The sequence below is a fragment of the Neosynechococcus sphagnicola sy1 genome (assembly GCF_000775285.1).
GTDB lineage: Bacteria > Cyanobacteriota > Cyanobacteriia > Neosynechococcales > Neosynechococcaceae > Neosynechococcus > Neosynechococcus sphagnicola.
Window position 1 is genome coordinate 96,872 of record NZ_JJML01000007.1, and the last position, 13,935, is coordinate 110,806.

The following is a 13,935-nucleotide window of genomic DNA, read 5'->3' on the forward strand; positions in this document are numbered from 1 at the left end:
ATGGCGAAAAAATTCCTTGGGCTGCTGACCGAAAAACAAGGCACAAGCCCCTCGCTTCATTTAGAGGCACTGAACTGCTAAGGGAGGATAAAAACTGTAAGGCATTTCTGCATAAGCATTTAAAGCATTTTAGCCGTAACAGTCTGAAACCCCAGTCAATCGAGGTTTTTAGTTGATCATCCTCAGCTTAACCCGATTAAAAGTCAGAACGCCTCCAGTAAAAACGATTTCGCAGTTATCGCCGTATACTGCCAATTGGTGTCTCAGCTCCCTAACTGTCATGCTTTGGTTTTCCTCTGGCATTTCAACTATCTTTAACTTCTACGCCTAGTAGTGCTGGTTTTTGTCTTAGTAGTTTTAGTCGTCGTTGGGGGCTTTGGTGGACTTGGTGGCGGCTCGGGATATGTGAGGAATTTAGCCACCAAAGGAAGCCTTGTAGCAGTAAGACCACATTTAAGCTTAGTTAGAAAACTCAAACTAGCTATAGCTTGCCCCTCTCTATAGCCTATAATTCCATGCGCCACCAAACTAGGATCTATATTTTTCAGTGCTGTATTTTTGGTTTTAAGGATATTCAGGACATCACAAATCTCTTGCTCTGTGGCCTTAGTAATATCAATACTCTCAGGATCTGGTGGACTTGGTGGTGGATCAGGATATGTGAGGAATTTAGCCACCAAAGGAAGCTTTGCAGCACTAAGACCGCAACTAAGCTTGGTTAGGAAACTTAAGCCAGTGATGTCATGCAACATTCTATGGTCTACAATTCCATGCGCCGCCTTACTAGGATCTATCTTGTTAAGAGCTGGATTTTTGGCTTTAAGGAAGCTTAGGACATCAAAAATCTCCTGCTCAGTGCCCTTTGTAATGTCAACAGTCATCAATTCTCCCATTTCAAGCTGAACTTTAGGAAGAATTTGATCATTGATTAAGATGCACCAAGCGAAATCTATTTCCGCCTGCCTAGCAGCCTCTAGAATCTGCAAATTCTGAACTGCCTCATAATCATCTTCACCCAGCACTTTTACCACTATGGGCAGAATATTTCGCTGAAAATCCTTTAAGTGTTGAGCGATATTTTTGATCAGGGCTGGAGAGTCCTCCACCTGACCTTTGATGAACTTAACAGGAATTCTCCGAGTTTCACCAGGCACAAACTCTAATGGCGACCGTTCTTGCTGAAGGATTGACATGGTTAGTGATCCACAAAATTATGCTTGAGGAATATTTCATCTACTAAACTGTCGAAAAGCTTGGTGATGGGTGAGGCCCGCCAACACACAGCAGGCACCTTACGAAACTCGGCAACCTTGGTTTGGGTATATGTCCTTAATCTGACTTTGCATACCTTCCCTGTGAAATTGAAATCCTGAAAATATTGATCAATAAATTTGTCAATGTTTACTCCAACGTCAGCTGGACAGTTAGAGTAAACAAGCCCAAGGTTCCAAGGCCCAACATGAACCGGACTTTGCTTCAGCCTAAACTCTTGAATTTTAGGAACTGTTTTGTTGTACAACGTAATCCCATGATTGAGAGAACGGCGATCATAATCTACAGGAATTAGCAAAAGATCAGAAGCGAATAAAACTCCCTGAGTAAGGTTGTCTACCACTGGCGATGTATCGACAAATATATAGTCATAGCCGCTACTAAGAAGACGAATAAGTTGTTGAATTAGTTGAAGGTGTTTACCTCCAGAAGCAGCATCAGAGTCTCTGAACTTCTCAAGTGCAACCTTGTTCCCAGGTAAGACATCTAGCCCAAAATAGTTTTTTCTCTGTTGTGGGGAATTGTTTGCGCTGGATGAGGTCTTTCAAAATTTGGCTAATCTGCTTATTGTCTTTAAGAGCTACTTGATCCATCAGAGACAGAAATTGATCTGAAAAATCGTCAGGATTTATGCCAAGCCCTTGAGTCAGATCTGTCTGTGGGTCTAAGTCGATTAGCAACACTCTTTTCCCCCGCATTGCCAGTGTTGCGCCAATATTGACGGTGTTGGTAGTCTTGCCGACCCCTCCTTTCTGATTCCATACAGAGATTGTCAAGCCTCTATGAAGGCGACTCAGGCAATATTCCAGTTGACCGATCAAGCTCGGTAAATTATTCTGCGTCACTTTTTGGATTGGGGTTAATGGCATTACCAACCCTTCTACACGCCTCCAAATCTGGAAGAAATCACCATTAAACACCAAGCCAAAAGGAGCCAGATGCTTCTGAGTAACATTTTTCTCGCCTAAGTACTGCTTAATGCCGTTATTGCCCCCAGTGGTTGGATATCCTACTGCATTACGGTAAAGAGGATGTTGCTGGCAGAACGCTGAAAAACCATCTTCTGGAATTGCCGCAATTGCAGCATCTCTCTTTTTAGTCTCAACCGCCAAAATAGGTTGTTGATCGGCCGAGTAGACCATGAAGTCTGGCGAAAGACCCGAACCAATTGTTGGGCCTACCTTGAAAGGTAATTTTAGGTAGTGAAGTAAAGGGATGAAAAAATGGGCATTGAGATCTGCCTCAGCCAAATTTCCTGGTAGAGCTTCCCACTTAGTAAGTAAGTCATCTATATCTTTCTGATCCATCAGTTTGCCCTTAAAGGGTGATGTGACCGCGCCCTAACCTTTCCAGCAGCTCTCCCACAGAAATACCCCTCGCTTCGGCAAGCAACCGCAATCCTTCTTTTGCCGTAGGAGTGATTCGCGCCGATAGGCGGTGGGACTTCTCCTCTCCATATTGAGCGTGTTTGGACTTGGACATTATTCATAGCAGGTGCTTTGCCGGATTGTACATCCATTACCAGGATGTGAACAGATTTATCTCAGGGATGGCTGCGAGGTTACTGGTCTTCTGTGGATTGCAAAACAGATTTCCAAAATTCAACTTGGGCTGAGATTTGATCAATTAGAAACCTAGTTGAGGCGATCAGGTCTCTCAAGCTTCCCCCAGGATCTGAGTGACCTCCTGTTTCTGAAGGTTTCGGAGCTGCTCTCTTGCAAAGCATTCCAGCAGCTCTGACTGGCTTATGCCTATCTCTATTGCCTTTTCCTTCAGCAGAATACTGGTTTTGGGGGTTAGCAGCGCCTTGAACTGGATACTCTTGTTTTCTCCATGAGCTGCATGCTTGGTCTTCATTGACCTCGCTCCCTATATCTTTGCCAGATTAACCATTTTTGCAATTCTACAGCTCCCAAGACCGTCGTGCTAACCAATAGACTCAGCCCTAGCTCCCCAACGGATAGGGCTTTTGTTTGAAAAATCTCTTGCAAAAATGGGAGGTACACCACTGCCAGTTGTAAACCCAAGGTGAGGGTCACTGCTCCCAGCATGGGTTTATTGGAAAGCAACCCAATGTGAAATAGCGAGTCCCGTTCGGAACGAACCCCCAAGGCAATTCCTAGCTCAGAAAAGGTCAGGGTGGTGAACAGGAGCGTCTGCCAGTTAGACTCAGGATCCATCTTCCAGTACCAGTAGCCGATGCCGAGGCAACCTAGGGTGATAATCAGCCCCAGCCAGAAAATGTTCCAGCCCATGCCTCGGGCAAAAATATTTTCAGTGGGGGATTGAGGGGGACGCTGCATGATATTGCGCTCGGCTGGTTCGACACTTAACGCAAGGGCTGGCAAGCCATCCGTCATCAAATTAATCCAGAGGATTTGGATCGGCAGCAGCGGCAGGGGCATACCCACCACAGGAGCTAAGAGCATCACCCAGATTTCTGCGGAATTACTACTGAGCAAATACTTAATACTCTTGCGGATATTGTCATAAATCACCCGCCCCTCTCGGACGGCAGCGACGATGGTGGCAAAGTTGTCATCAAGCAACACCATGTCAGCCGCTTCTTTGGCAACGTCAGTACCCGTGATCCCCATGGCTACTCCAATATCTGCTTTTCTTAAGGCAGGGGCATCGTTGACGCCATCCCCTGTCATGGCAACAATATGTCCTCGGCTTTGGAGAGCCTCAATGATCGCTAGCTTTTGCTGCGGGGACACGCGGGCGTAAACCGACACATCCTCAACCAGGTCTACCAATTCTGTGGCTGAAAGCTGAGCCAACATCTGCCCAGTCTGAATGCGATCGCTGGTAGCAATCCCCAGATCCTGGGCAATATGTTGTGCCGTCAGGGATTGATCCCCCGTAATCATGACCGGACGAATCCCCGCATCCCGGCAAGTTAAGATGGCTCCTTTGACCTCAGGGCGTGGCGGATCTAGCATCCCGATGATGCCGACAAAAATTAAATTCTCCTCGATCTCGTCCCTGAGCCGCTTATGAACAGATGGCTCCAGGAACCGAAAGGCAACCCCCATGACCCGCATCCCATCCTGGGCCAGTTGGTTATTGGTATCCATGATTCTTTGATGCCAATCACCATTGAGTCCTTGGGGTTGCCCCTCCACCCAAACCTGGCTGGAAACCTCCAAGAGACTCTCGACTCCCCCTTTGGTAAAGGCAATATAGGAGGAGCTACCGGAGGCAATCAGCCAGGACTCAGGCAGCTCAAGGGTATCTGGAATTGGGGTACCGGCAGCTAGCAACTGATGAACCGTGGTCATGCGTTTACGTTCGGCATCAAAGGGGATCTCGGCAATGCGGGGAAAAATCGACTCTAAGCGCGCTTTCCAGAGTCCCATCTGGGCAGCAGTCACCACCAATGCCCCTTCAGTTGGATCCCCGATGGCATGGAAATGATGGGGGTGATCGGGATCCGGTTTTAGCAGGGCATCATTGCAGAGAGCCGCACCGATCAGGAGGAGACTCAGGGCAGGATGCCCCAGGAGCAGCGGCGATTGGACGTCACTGGAACTGAGGACGGGCTGATGTTGTTGCAGGTGAGTTGTTAAGTCCAGCCGATGATCGGCGACAGCTAGGAAGGTGACCGTCATCTTGTTTTCAGTCAGGGTGCCGGTTTTATCGGAGCAGATCACGGTGACAGAACCCAAGGTTTCGACAGCTGGCAACTTGCGGATCAGGGCTTGGTGTTTGAGCATTCGTTGCGCCCCAATTGCCAAAGAGATGGTCACAATTGCCGGCAATCCCTCTGGCACCACAGCAACGGCCATGCTCACCGCTGTCAGGAACAAGAGTTGAAACTTTTCACCCCGCAGCAGCCCCAGCGCCAAAATCACCGCAATTAATATCAGGGCTGCCATGACGAGTTTCTGCCCCAACTGATCCAGTCGCTTTTGCAGCGGCGTAGGCTCTGGCACTACCGTCTGCATCAGGTGGGCGATACTGCCCAGTTCTGTGTTCATCCCCGTTGCCGTTACCACTGCCAGCCCCCGTCCATAGGTGGCAACTGTCCCCAGATAAACCAGATTGCGCCGCTCCCCCAACGCCAAGTCAGGCTCTGTAAGGGGTGCGGTATGTTTCTCTACGGGTTGTGATTCCCCCGTAAAGGTTGCTTCTTGAACCCGTAAGTTTACACTCTCAATTAAACGACCATCCGCCGGAACTAAATTACCCGCTTCCAATAGGACGATATCTCCAGGCACGATTCCTCGGGCTGAAATTTCTTGCCACTGCCCGGCTCGCCACACTCTCACCTTGGGTACGGCTAATTTCTTTAGGGCTGCGATCGCCTTGCTAGCTCGGTACTCTTGGTCAAACCCAATCAGAATGGTCAGTACCACGATCGCTAGAATTGCAAGGGTATCTTTGTAGTCCCTCAACAGTGCAGAAATGAAGGCAGCCCCCAGCAAAATCAGGATTGTCGATGCAGTGAGTTGCTCCCAAAGGATTTGCCAGGGACTCTTGAGAGAACGCTCGATCAGATCGTTAGTTCCGTACTCTAACTGACGGCGACTCACCTCTTGCTGGCTCAGTCCAGTGCTTGCATCGGTGCCTAGAAGTTCTAATACCTGCGATATCTCTAGCTGATGCCAGTTGCTCAAGATAGTTGCTCTCGACGTAGTGACGAATCAAGGTTACCTCCAGAATTTACCAGGAGTGGAGTGCCCACAATCCTCACAAAACTCGTCGCGCCCCCTGTGAGGGATATTTGTGTTCAACCCTCCACAGCAACCGCGAAGGATTGAGCACAAAAGCATCACCCCCTTCGGGAGACCCCATGATTCGGTGTCAAAGGATCCTACCCGATGGGCTGCTGAGAGGATTTTAGGCTTCTGGAACCCTAGGATTGCGCAGGGATACCCCGGCGATCGAGAATGTCTCGTAACTCTGCCTCTTGGGTTTTTGTCAGCGATGTTTGCAGGACTTTCCCCCCAAAGGGAGCGACTTCCTCCAACACCTTATCGGGGGTAACCTTACTGACTAGGACAAAGAGCGCCGAAGTACTGGGTTGGAGGGTTGCGCCTAATTCTTTCATAAAGTTGTCATCAATGCCAATATCGGTCAAAGCCCCTGAGATCGCTCCGGAGGCTGCACCTACAGCAGCACCTAGAAGCGGGACAAAGAACAATGTGCCAATCAATAGACCCCAGAATCCCCCGCTGACTGCTCCAGCGGAAGTCAGGTCGATCGCTTGTTTGAGCTTAATTTTGCCATCTTTGTCTTTGACGACAACCGCTGCATCTGCTAGTTCAATCAGGTGCTCCTTTTGCAGCCGGGCCAAGGTAAGACGAACTTCCTCAGCTTTGAATTCATCTTCGTAAGCAACCACAAATAAATCAGCCACGTTCTACCTCTTGAATGAGTATTCTGGAAAACCCAAAGGGCTATGTTCAGCGTGGGATCAGTATGCTCTGTGCCAGTGCTATCAATCGGGCTTTCTACTCTCAACTGCTACGTAGAGATCCGGTTGGACACGGGCAAGAACAAAGATAACGCCATTTGATCTTAACGCTTTGGCTTTGCTTCTCGTCTACGTTGCTCAGCTTTGGCTTGGGCTGTGTTTGGTAAATAACTCCCATCCTGAAATTGATTGCGTTTAATCTCCCGTGATAGGCTACTTTGGGAGCAATTCATCCTTTGCGCGATCGCCCGCAGAGATAGATGTGTCGTTGTCCGTAGCTGGTATAGCTCAAACCGTTCGGAATCTGTAAAATGTTTATGGCTCATAGGGTTGTCCCAATGTTGTGGTAAACATCAGACTATTCCTATGAGTCCCTCCTGGAAAAATCTCTAGGGGATCAACTTCACCCTTGAATGGGCGGTTATCAGCAAACCCAGAACAGCAGTGGTAAGCTTTACATCTAAACAAAATGGGTTTAAGTAATCATCGACAATCGATGCGATCAAATAACTTTATCATGGTTGCCTTCATTGCTTGTGTTTTGCTTATGACTGGATGTTCTGGAAAATCTTCATCAGAACTTAAAGCCCTGAATCCCTATGCTCAAGCTACGCTCACTCCTGGAACTGGTCTGGGAGATCTGCAATTAGGGAAAACGACCTTAGGTTGGTTTGTCCAAAACATCGGATCGGGAACTATATCAGTTATCGCTGGCGATGAAACTGCAATAGAATTAAGTTTCCTGAACGGTGAAGTTTCGTTTCTCTTTGTTATTTCAAGCAGCTGTCAAAATGAAACAGATGCACCTGGGAAACGATTAGATCTAGGTCAAGATATCAAGTCATTCCTGTCCCGATATCCTGGATGCAACGATCTACCGTTATCTAGCCTATCGGTAGCGACTCAACAAAGCAGTCAGGCGGACACCTTTTTCAAGGGCAGTACGGATCGCGGTGTGCGACTCTGGTCACCAAAATCTGATGCTTATCAACATGGAGCCGAGTTAAATCATGCAGGTCAATTGGTTGCTGGTGAGGATCAGCAGCGGGAAAATCTAGGTCGCCTTGAATTTCCAGTAGGTATTTATCTCTACTATTCAGAAGGCGAAGGGGCAACACCAGAGGAAGTGCAGTCAGGTGCGCCCCTATCGCCTGAGAGAATACGTGAGATAGAAGCGTCAGCAAGGGAAGCGGCCAAGAATGCTGTGATTAAGCGCATGACAATTTTCATGCCAAATAGATGAGAGGAATCATTATTACCGGTCTCATACGCGTCAACGATTTATGAGGACGTTTTAAAAGGGTAGGCTTTAGCCTCAAATACAACTCAGAGGCGCGATGGTCTCCGACCAGCCTTCGGCTATCGCAAACCCTGGAACCCTGATTCTCTCGAATTAGCTTCTAGGTAGCTAGGGGGGTGAAACACACCCTGAAAGACTTTTAAAACATCCTCTAAGGCAGGGTTAATCATCTCGGCAAACACGGACAGGTACCATCGGACTAAAGCGACGATACTCTGCTAGATATTGCTCCAGTACCACCAATTGCGGCAAATTCAAGCTGTAGTAAATCCAGCGTCCCTGTTGTCTCGCTCTCACGAGATCTGCTTCCTTGAGGGCTTTTAAATGAAACGAAAGCTTAGACTGAGTGACTTCCAGCGCCTCACACAGGTCACAAACACACCGCTCTTGCGATCGCAGCAGATCCAGGACTTGCAGGCGGAGCGGGTCTGAAAGGGCGTGAAACCCTAAAACAATTAAAGTTAATGGTTTGGTTTCTAGTTTTTGCATAGGGTTGAATGACGACCAATCATGACTCTAAATAAGCTGACAGCAAGTATTACACAGTCTTCGAATCCGCCAGCCGAGAATAGTGAAAAGCGGCTAAGAGCGGGTCGGCATCCCCCCGGAGTACCCAATTAGCTACCAGGGATGCCGTGATCGGGGCAAGTAAGATGCCGTTGCGATGGTGCCCAGTGGCCAAAGTTAAATTCCCGTAGGGACTCTCACCAAGGAGGGGCGACTCATCAGGTGTCGTAGGCCGATACCCCCACCATAACTCGGTGATCGGGAAGTCTTGTAGGCTGGGGAAGAGCCGGATGGCGTTGGCTAAGAGTTGTTGCACACCAACGGGGGTATTGCTGGGAGTAAAACCGACATCCTCACTGGTTGCTCCAATCACAAGCTGGCCATTTTGCCGAGGCACAATGTAAATTTCTTGCCCAAATAAGACGGTTTGCAATGGCAAGAGATGGCTGTTTTGTAGCGGTATTTGTAGGGAGAACATTTGTCCCTTCCGGGGATAGGTGGGAATGGGCAACAGATCCCCTGACCAGGCACCCGCTGCCAAAACATAATGACTGGCCTGCCAGGTACCCGCAGCGGTGTCCACCCCAATCACGGATGAACCCTGGTTCTGAATCGCAGTCACCGCAACACCTTCTTGAATTCTGACCCCAGACTGTTGAGCCGCTGCCCAAAGACAATGGGTCAAAGCGCGGTTATCTACTTGGGCATCTTGGGGGAACCACCAACCGCCGATCACCTCAGCGCTCAATCCTGGATACTTTTGCTGCACCACCGATGCGGTTAACCACTGGGCGGTTGGCTGGGAACTGGCATGGGGTTCAGGAGGGGCGGGCAGGTCTGCATACACTGGGGCGAGAATGCCACAGGGCCAGTAGCCCGTAGGCTGTCCGGTGATCTCGGTAAGTCTCTCAGTCCACGTGGGGTAGAGATCGCGACTTCTGATCGACAAGTCCCATAGGGAACCGAGGGGCAAAGCTTCTGCCTGGGGTGCTAGCATTCCCGCTGCAGCATGGGAGGCGGCTTGTTTGAAGTTGCGACTGAGAACGGTAACCGATGCGCCTTGTAATCGCAACTCTAGGGCGATCGCCAACCCAATTAGACCACCGCCAATAATTAGGACATCACAACTTGCGTTCACGGATACTATCTATGCAGACCTCTTTCCCAGTCTAGACAATAGTGGGGGAATACTAGGGATAGAGCTGCGATGATCATTGGCGTCAACCCTCCGCTGGGGCTGACCGATTTCCGGCGATCGCCCATGACAGAGCCCTACGGGTGAAGATCAGCCCGTTTCTGCCAGAGATCATTCAAGCAATGGGTTGCCTCTTAGAGGATGTTTTAAAAGGGTAGGCTTTAGCCTTAAATACAACTCAGAGGCGCGATCGCAAACCCTGGAACCCTGATTCTCTCGTATTAGCTTCTAGGTAGCTAGGGTGGTGAAACACACCCTGAAAGACTTTTAAAACATCCTCTTAAAACAACCAGGTGAAGTCGCTCCACTAGATGCAGCAGTAAAGGTCATGAAAGAAGCTGATCTAGTGGAGAAATATCTAATGACGCTGGGAGAATAGTTAGATTAATTAGCGTTATTGTCCCAGCTAATTCGTCAGTTTAATACAGGGTAGTTCCTGATTGGTAAGCGCTGAGAAAGCTGTTGTAATCATTTTCTACCTGCGTCGTGTAATCTAAGGTAAAGGCAATCATTTCATCCTTGAATGTTCCTCGGTTCCCATCCACAATATCGGTAACTTCTTTATCCTGGCTGTAGGAAACGATCGCCGCATTGTAATCCTTATCAGCGAGGGCATGATCTTTAGCCATGGCCTTCCCCATATAGGTTACGGCATCGGTAAATTTTGATTTGCTGGTCAGTTGTGTGTAGTCAAAATCAACCTGGTAGGGTGACTTTTCCCGCACCATATAAGGTACACCGCTAATAGTGGCATACCCTAATAACACATCTGTGTTCGTAAGCATGGCCTTGGTACTGATCGTCACCCGTTGCCCCTCATGGTAGCCATATTGTGAAGCTGGCAAGCGACCGGGAGCCGCGATCGCAACTGCACTGCTAGATTCCTGTTTCATTTGCAGAATCACATCATCACTAGTAGAGGCACTAGGGCCTTCGATCAGGACATAGTAACGATACTTACCCAGACTGCCAATTCCCGATCCTAGCTTCAGACGGATATCTTTAACCGTATAGTAACTGCTGCTATAACGCTTACTACTGGGAATGGAATTGACATAGCCCGTCATCGCCGCCAGAATACTACTGGAGGTTGAACTAGAAACATATTCTAGCTCACCAGGAGTTACCTTAAATAGGCGACTCCCTGAAGCATTTACTGTTGTATATTTACTCAGGAAACTGCTGCGACTTTCCCCAGCAACCCCTTGAATTAAATCCTTGACATAACCGCTCGTATTGCCCGTATTCAGGCGATAGGAAAGTTCATCATTGGTACCCTTAAAGTCCTTGATCTTGTCAAAGTAAGCATCTAAGAAGGATCGCACCACATCCTGGCGATCACTACTGCCAATCCCATTGGCCTTTGCTGCCAGCATAATACTAACGGCCATCCGGCGCAGATCCCAGGTATAAGATCCGAGATAGGCTTCATCAAAATCAGTGACATCAAAAATATCATTGTCACTACTATCTCGAAACGCACCCATGTTTTGCAGGTGCATATCCCCTTCTAACCAGACATAATTGGTAGAACTGTTGACAAAGCTAGAGGCTGGTAGCGTCGTCATGTCTTTGTAGAAGAGGTGAGCCGTACCTCGATAAAATGCAAAGGCATTTGTACTCATTCGTTGCATTTTAGTTGCCAGTTCTTGGGGGAGCTGAGCCTTATAGGGGTGGTTAAAGTTATAAATCTCGCTCACAACCCAGGAATATCGAGAGGAGGCGGCATTCGCAGGCCAAAGATACCAGAGCAGCAGTGCTAGCAAACTGAGGAAGGCGATCGCCAGAAACTTCTTAGGAGAGAATTTGATTCCCATAGGATTAAGGTGAAAATACAGGGTTGAAATAAGTTTGAATGTTAGCCAGCAATCAACTGCAAGCAAACAATAATCAACCTAGAAATAACACGGATCATGTACTCACCCAGCGTCTTCTAAATCACCTGAGTGATCCTTTTTTCGATAAGAATTATAAAAATCATGGCTGCAAATCTAACCCTTGGTTTTGGGGATGGCTCACGGGAAATTGCGCCATAAAGCGCCGATCAACCCAGTCTTTCCAGCACCAGAGAGCCGTGCTTGGCCCCCAGCCCCACCCTCCCCAAGAAGCCACCGCCATCGGAGAAGAAACCAATGGCGACCGACCCTGAGTCCCAATACCAATCAAGCTGAGGGCCTGTTGTTGTGGACGATAGGGTCGTAGGGGTTTCCCGGTCAGCAGGCAGCGCAGGTTATCAAACAAGGGTTTCCCCTGGCGCACGGCAAACACTCCCGATTTCGGGCAGGGACGATTGACCAGAGTAGCAATGTCCCCGGCGGCCAATACCTGGGGGTGAGACACTGATTGCAGCGTGTCCTGCACCCAAATAAATCCTAAAGGATCAACCATCAACCCAGAGGCTCCTAACCAAGCCGGAGCTGCTGCCTGGGTGACCCAGAACAGGCGATCGCAGGGGACGGTGAGTCCAGACTCACAGGCAACCTCCAAGGGCGGGAGATCCCCGAGAGAGTTGACCTGGGTCACCGTTTCACCCAGGTGCACTTGAATGCCGCGATCGCAGAGAATCTTGTACAGAGAGCGTTGCACCCAGGGATTGTGATGCGACAACAGTTGCTGCGAACGGTGAAACAAATGCAATTCTGGCTGAGTCGTACCTGCTTCTGGCAACAATTGCTGGAGCTGGGTTTGCATCGCCAGCGCCAGCTCCACCCCCCCTGACCCCCCCCCCGACAATGCCGATACAGTGAGGGGGAACCTGATGTTGGGCCTCTGCTTGGGCGATCGCCTGCAAAAACTGTTGCCAGCCCTTGAGAAACTGGGGAACAGGCTTCACCGGGAGACTGTACTCCCCAGCGAACTCCTGGGGATAGGTGGGTGTACTGCCAATATCAATGGAAAGGATGTCAAAGCTGATCCCAGGATGATGGACACACAGCACCCGTTGGTTAGCTAAATCCAACCCCATTGCCCGATCAATCATCAGGCGTGCCCCAGCAAACTCAGCCAACGCAAGCAGGTCAATGTGACAGGCTTCCTCGGGGTAAAAACCCGCCACGTACCCCGGTAACATGCCGGAATAGGGGGTGCGAGTTGCGTCACTGATCAGGGTCAACCTTACCCCCGGCAGCGGAGCGGCTCCCCACCGTCGCAGTAAGATCGCATGACTATGTCCCCCTCCCACCAGCACCAGATCTTGACTCATTGTCTGTCGCCCTGCAACTGCCATGTCACCCTAGGAATGGCTCAGGAGAGCCGATAATTTTGCTACAATGGCTACAAAATTAAGTCCCAAAAATTCTTATAAGGGTAGATAGACCCTTCTCAAGTGTTCTCAACATAATTTGTTGATTGAAGGTTGAATGCAATCGAGCGGCTCAGCTATTTACAGGGTTACGGTTCAGTAAGCCTGGGTCTAATACAGAAAAGCTACGGAGTTTTTTGCGTGATTGCCATCTCCCTAGGTTCGACGGGGCGAAACTGGAGTACGGTTAGTTTTGCTTCCACCTTGTACCTCTGCCCGGTTCTAGACTTGCTGCTCTCTGGAATTCCAGAACGCTGGCAACCTGAAATCAGATTAGGCTTACAAGAAGCCTTGGTGAACGCTGCCAAACATGGCAACAACCTTGATCCCAGCAAGACGGTGCTGGTTCGTTATTCGGTTAAAGAAGGAACTTGCTGGTGGGTGATCTCAGATCAGGGAGGGGGATTTGACCCACCCGAATGCTGGAGGGGTCACGGTACCTGTAGTCTGCCCCAAGCAGAACAAGAATCAGGACGGGGTCTGTACATTCTTCACCAGATTTTTGACCAAGTTCACTGGAACCAAGCCGATCGAGAGTTACGACTCTGTAAACAAGTGACGCGCTTTTCCCGACTGCCGCTACTTTACTAAAGCCTAGCCTGCTTCCAGGGAGCGATGATCGGAGTGCGGTGTTGGTTGCTTGTGACCGTGGGTGGGGCAAGGGGGCGCAGAAAGGGAGCGATCGAGCCATCCACAAGCTTGTTGCAGTCGCAACAGGGCTTCCTCTGGTTGGGTACTCAGCAAGAAAACCAAGGCGGTTGCAGCCTGTTCTTGGGCGCGTGCCTGACGATTGGACTTCAATCGGTGCCAGTCCCGATCCGTAATCATTAATCGCTCTGCTAATACTTGGGCCACTTCGAGGGCACTGAGTTCTGCAACCAGACGATCTGGCCGAACGGTGGTGGAATCAATGGTCATGGCTCTGGATACTCCTTGTA

The 13,935-nt window shown here is 49.3% G+C and carries 13 protein-coding genes and 1 pseudogene; 2 read left to right on the forward strand and 12 right to left on the reverse strand.

Annotation, left to right across the window (positions count from 1 at the left end; translation table 11 throughout):
• Nucleotides 1-314 precede the first annotated feature (314 nt).
• The 7 genes and pseudogenes from DO97_RS20555 to DO97_RS21905 form a co-directional block, all read right to left on the reverse strand.
• Complete coding sequence (locus DO97_RS20555) at nt 315-1,193, reverse strand: hypothetical protein (RefSeq protein WP_052128348.1); 879 nt, start codon at nt 1,191-1,193, stop codon at nt 315-317.
• A gap of 2 nt (nt 1,194-1,195) precedes the next feature.
• Nucleotides 1,196-1,699 (reverse strand): annotated as a pseudogene (locus DO97_RS27295) (ParA family protein); the annotation flags it as partial.
• Nucleotides 1,700-1,727: 28 nt separating this feature from the next.
• A complete protein-coding gene (locus tag DO97_RS28520; RefSeq protein WP_036531255.1) occupies nt 1,728-2,579 on the reverse strand; it encodes a ParA family protein in 852 nt (283 codons plus the stop codon).
• A 349-nt stretch (nt 2,580-2,928) separates the two neighbouring features.
• On the reverse strand, nt 2,929-3,129 hold the full coding sequence (locus DO97_RS03920) for a hypothetical protein (RefSeq protein ID WP_036531257.1): 201 nt from the start codon (nt 3,127-3,129) through the stop codon (nt 2,929-2,931).
• The gene (locus tag DO97_RS03925) at nt 3,126-5,894 is read right to left on the reverse strand and encodes a cation-translocating P-type ATPase (protein ID WP_036531258.1); all 2,769 of its coding nucleotides are present in this window, start codon (nt 5,892-5,894) and stop codon (nt 3,126-3,128) included. Before DO97_RS03925 ends, DO97_RS03920 begins: the two co-directional genes overlap by 4 nt.
• 239 nt (nt 5,895-6,133) lie before the next feature.
• On the reverse strand, nt 6,134-6,637 hold the full coding sequence (locus tag DO97_RS03930) for a DUF1269 domain-containing protein (protein WP_036531260.1): 504 nt from the start codon (nt 6,635-6,637) through the stop codon (nt 6,134-6,136).
• Nucleotides 6,638-6,798: 161 nt separating this feature from the next.
• A complete protein-coding gene (locus DO97_RS21905; RefSeq protein ID WP_072016349.1) occupies nt 6,799-7,020 on the reverse strand; it encodes a helix-turn-helix domain-containing protein in 222 nt (73 codons plus the stop codon).
• A gap of 143 nt (nt 7,021-7,163) precedes the next feature.
• On the opposite strand from DO97_RS21905, the gene DO97_RS03935 reads away from it, so the two are divergent.
• Nucleotides 7,164-7,937 carry a hypothetical protein gene (locus DO97_RS03935; protein WP_204368465.1) on the forward strand — a complete coding sequence of 258 codons (774 nt, stop codon included), beginning with the start codon at nt 7,164-7,166 and terminating at the stop codon, nt 7,935-7,937.
• Nucleotides 7,938-8,156: 219 nt separating this feature from the next.
• On the opposite strand, the gene DO97_RS03940 is transcribed toward DO97_RS03935, so the two are convergent.
• From DO97_RS03940 to DO97_RS25840, 4 genes are all read right to left on the reverse strand, one after another.
• A complete protein-coding gene (locus tag DO97_RS03940; protein ID WP_036531262.1) occupies nt 8,157-8,483 on the reverse strand; it encodes an ArsR/SmtB family transcription factor in 327 nt (108 codons plus the stop codon).
• Between the two features lie 49 nt (nt 8,484-8,532).
• Complete coding sequence (gene thiO / locus DO97_RS03945; RefSeq protein ID WP_036531263.1) at nt 8,533-9,639, reverse strand: glycine oxidase ThiO; 1,107 nt, start codon at nt 9,637-9,639, stop codon at nt 8,533-8,535.
• A gap of 476 nt (nt 9,640-10,115) precedes the next feature.
• Nucleotides 10,116-11,513: a DUF2252 domain-containing protein gene (locus DO97_RS03950; RefSeq protein WP_156120424.1), complete on the reverse strand. Its 1,398-nt coding sequence runs from the start codon at nt 11,511-11,513 to the stop codon at nt 10,116-10,118.
• 160 nt (nt 11,514-11,673) lie between these two features.
• Nucleotides 11,674-12,387: an FAD-dependent oxidoreductase gene (locus tag DO97_RS25840; RefSeq protein WP_239651424.1), complete on the reverse strand. Its 714-nt coding sequence runs from the start codon at nt 12,385-12,387 to the stop codon at nt 11,674-11,676.
• Nucleotides 12,388-13,138: 751 nt separating this feature from the next.
• Here DO97_RS25840 and DO97_RS03960 point away from each other — a divergent pair.
• Nucleotides 13,139-13,588, forward strand: coding sequence for an ATP-binding protein (locus DO97_RS03960; protein ID WP_036531265.1), 450 nt, complete (start codon nt 13,139-13,141; stop codon nt 13,586-13,588).
• Nucleotides 13,589-13,591: 3 nt separating this feature from the next.
• Here DO97_RS03960 and DO97_RS03965 read toward each other — a convergent pair whose 3' ends face one another.
• Nucleotides 13,592-13,915 carry a DUF6439 family protein gene (locus tag DO97_RS03965; protein ID WP_052128349.1) on the reverse strand — a complete coding sequence of 108 codons (324 nt, stop codon included), beginning with the start codon at nt 13,913-13,915 and terminating at the stop codon, nt 13,592-13,594.
• Between the last annotated feature and the right edge of the window lie 20 nt (nt 13,916-13,935).

Bases quoted from the DNA above. Each gene is read 5' to 3' on its own strand.
- DO97_RS28520 (WP_036531255.1), bottom strand. From the start codon at position 2,579: ATGGATCAGAAAGATATAGATGACTTACTTACTAAGTGGGAAGCTCTA.
- DO97_RS03935 (WP_204368465.1), top strand. From the start codon at position 7,164: ATGGGTTTAAGTAATCATCGACAATCGATGCGATCAAATAACTTTATC.
- DO97_RS20555 (WP_052128348.1), bottom strand. From the start codon at position 1,193: ATGTCAATCCTTCAGCAAGAACGGTCGCCATTAGAGTTTGTGCCTGGT.
- DO97_RS21905 (WP_072016349.1), bottom strand. From the start codon at position 7,020: ATGAGCCATAAACATTTTACAGATTCCGAACGGTTTGAGCTATACCAG.
- DO97_RS03920 (WP_036531257.1), bottom strand. From the start codon at position 3,129: ATGAAGACCAAGCATGCAGCTCATGGAGAAAACAAGAGTATCCAGTTC.
- DO97_RS25840 (WP_239651424.1), bottom strand. From the start codon at position 12,387: ATGCAAACCCAGCTCCAGCAATTGTTGCCAGAAGCAGGTACGACTCAG.
- DO97_RS03940 (WP_036531262.1), bottom strand. From the start codon at position 8,483: ATGCAAAAACTAGAAACCAAACCATTAACTTTAATTGTTTTAGGGTTT.
- DO97_RS03965 (WP_052128349.1), bottom strand. From the start codon at position 13,915: ATGACCATTGATTCCACCACCGTTCGGCCAGATCGTCTGGTTGCAGAA.
- DO97_RS03950 (WP_156120424.1), bottom strand. From the start codon at position 11,513: ATGGGAATCAAATTCTCTCCTAAGAAGTTTCTGGCGATCGCCTTCCTC.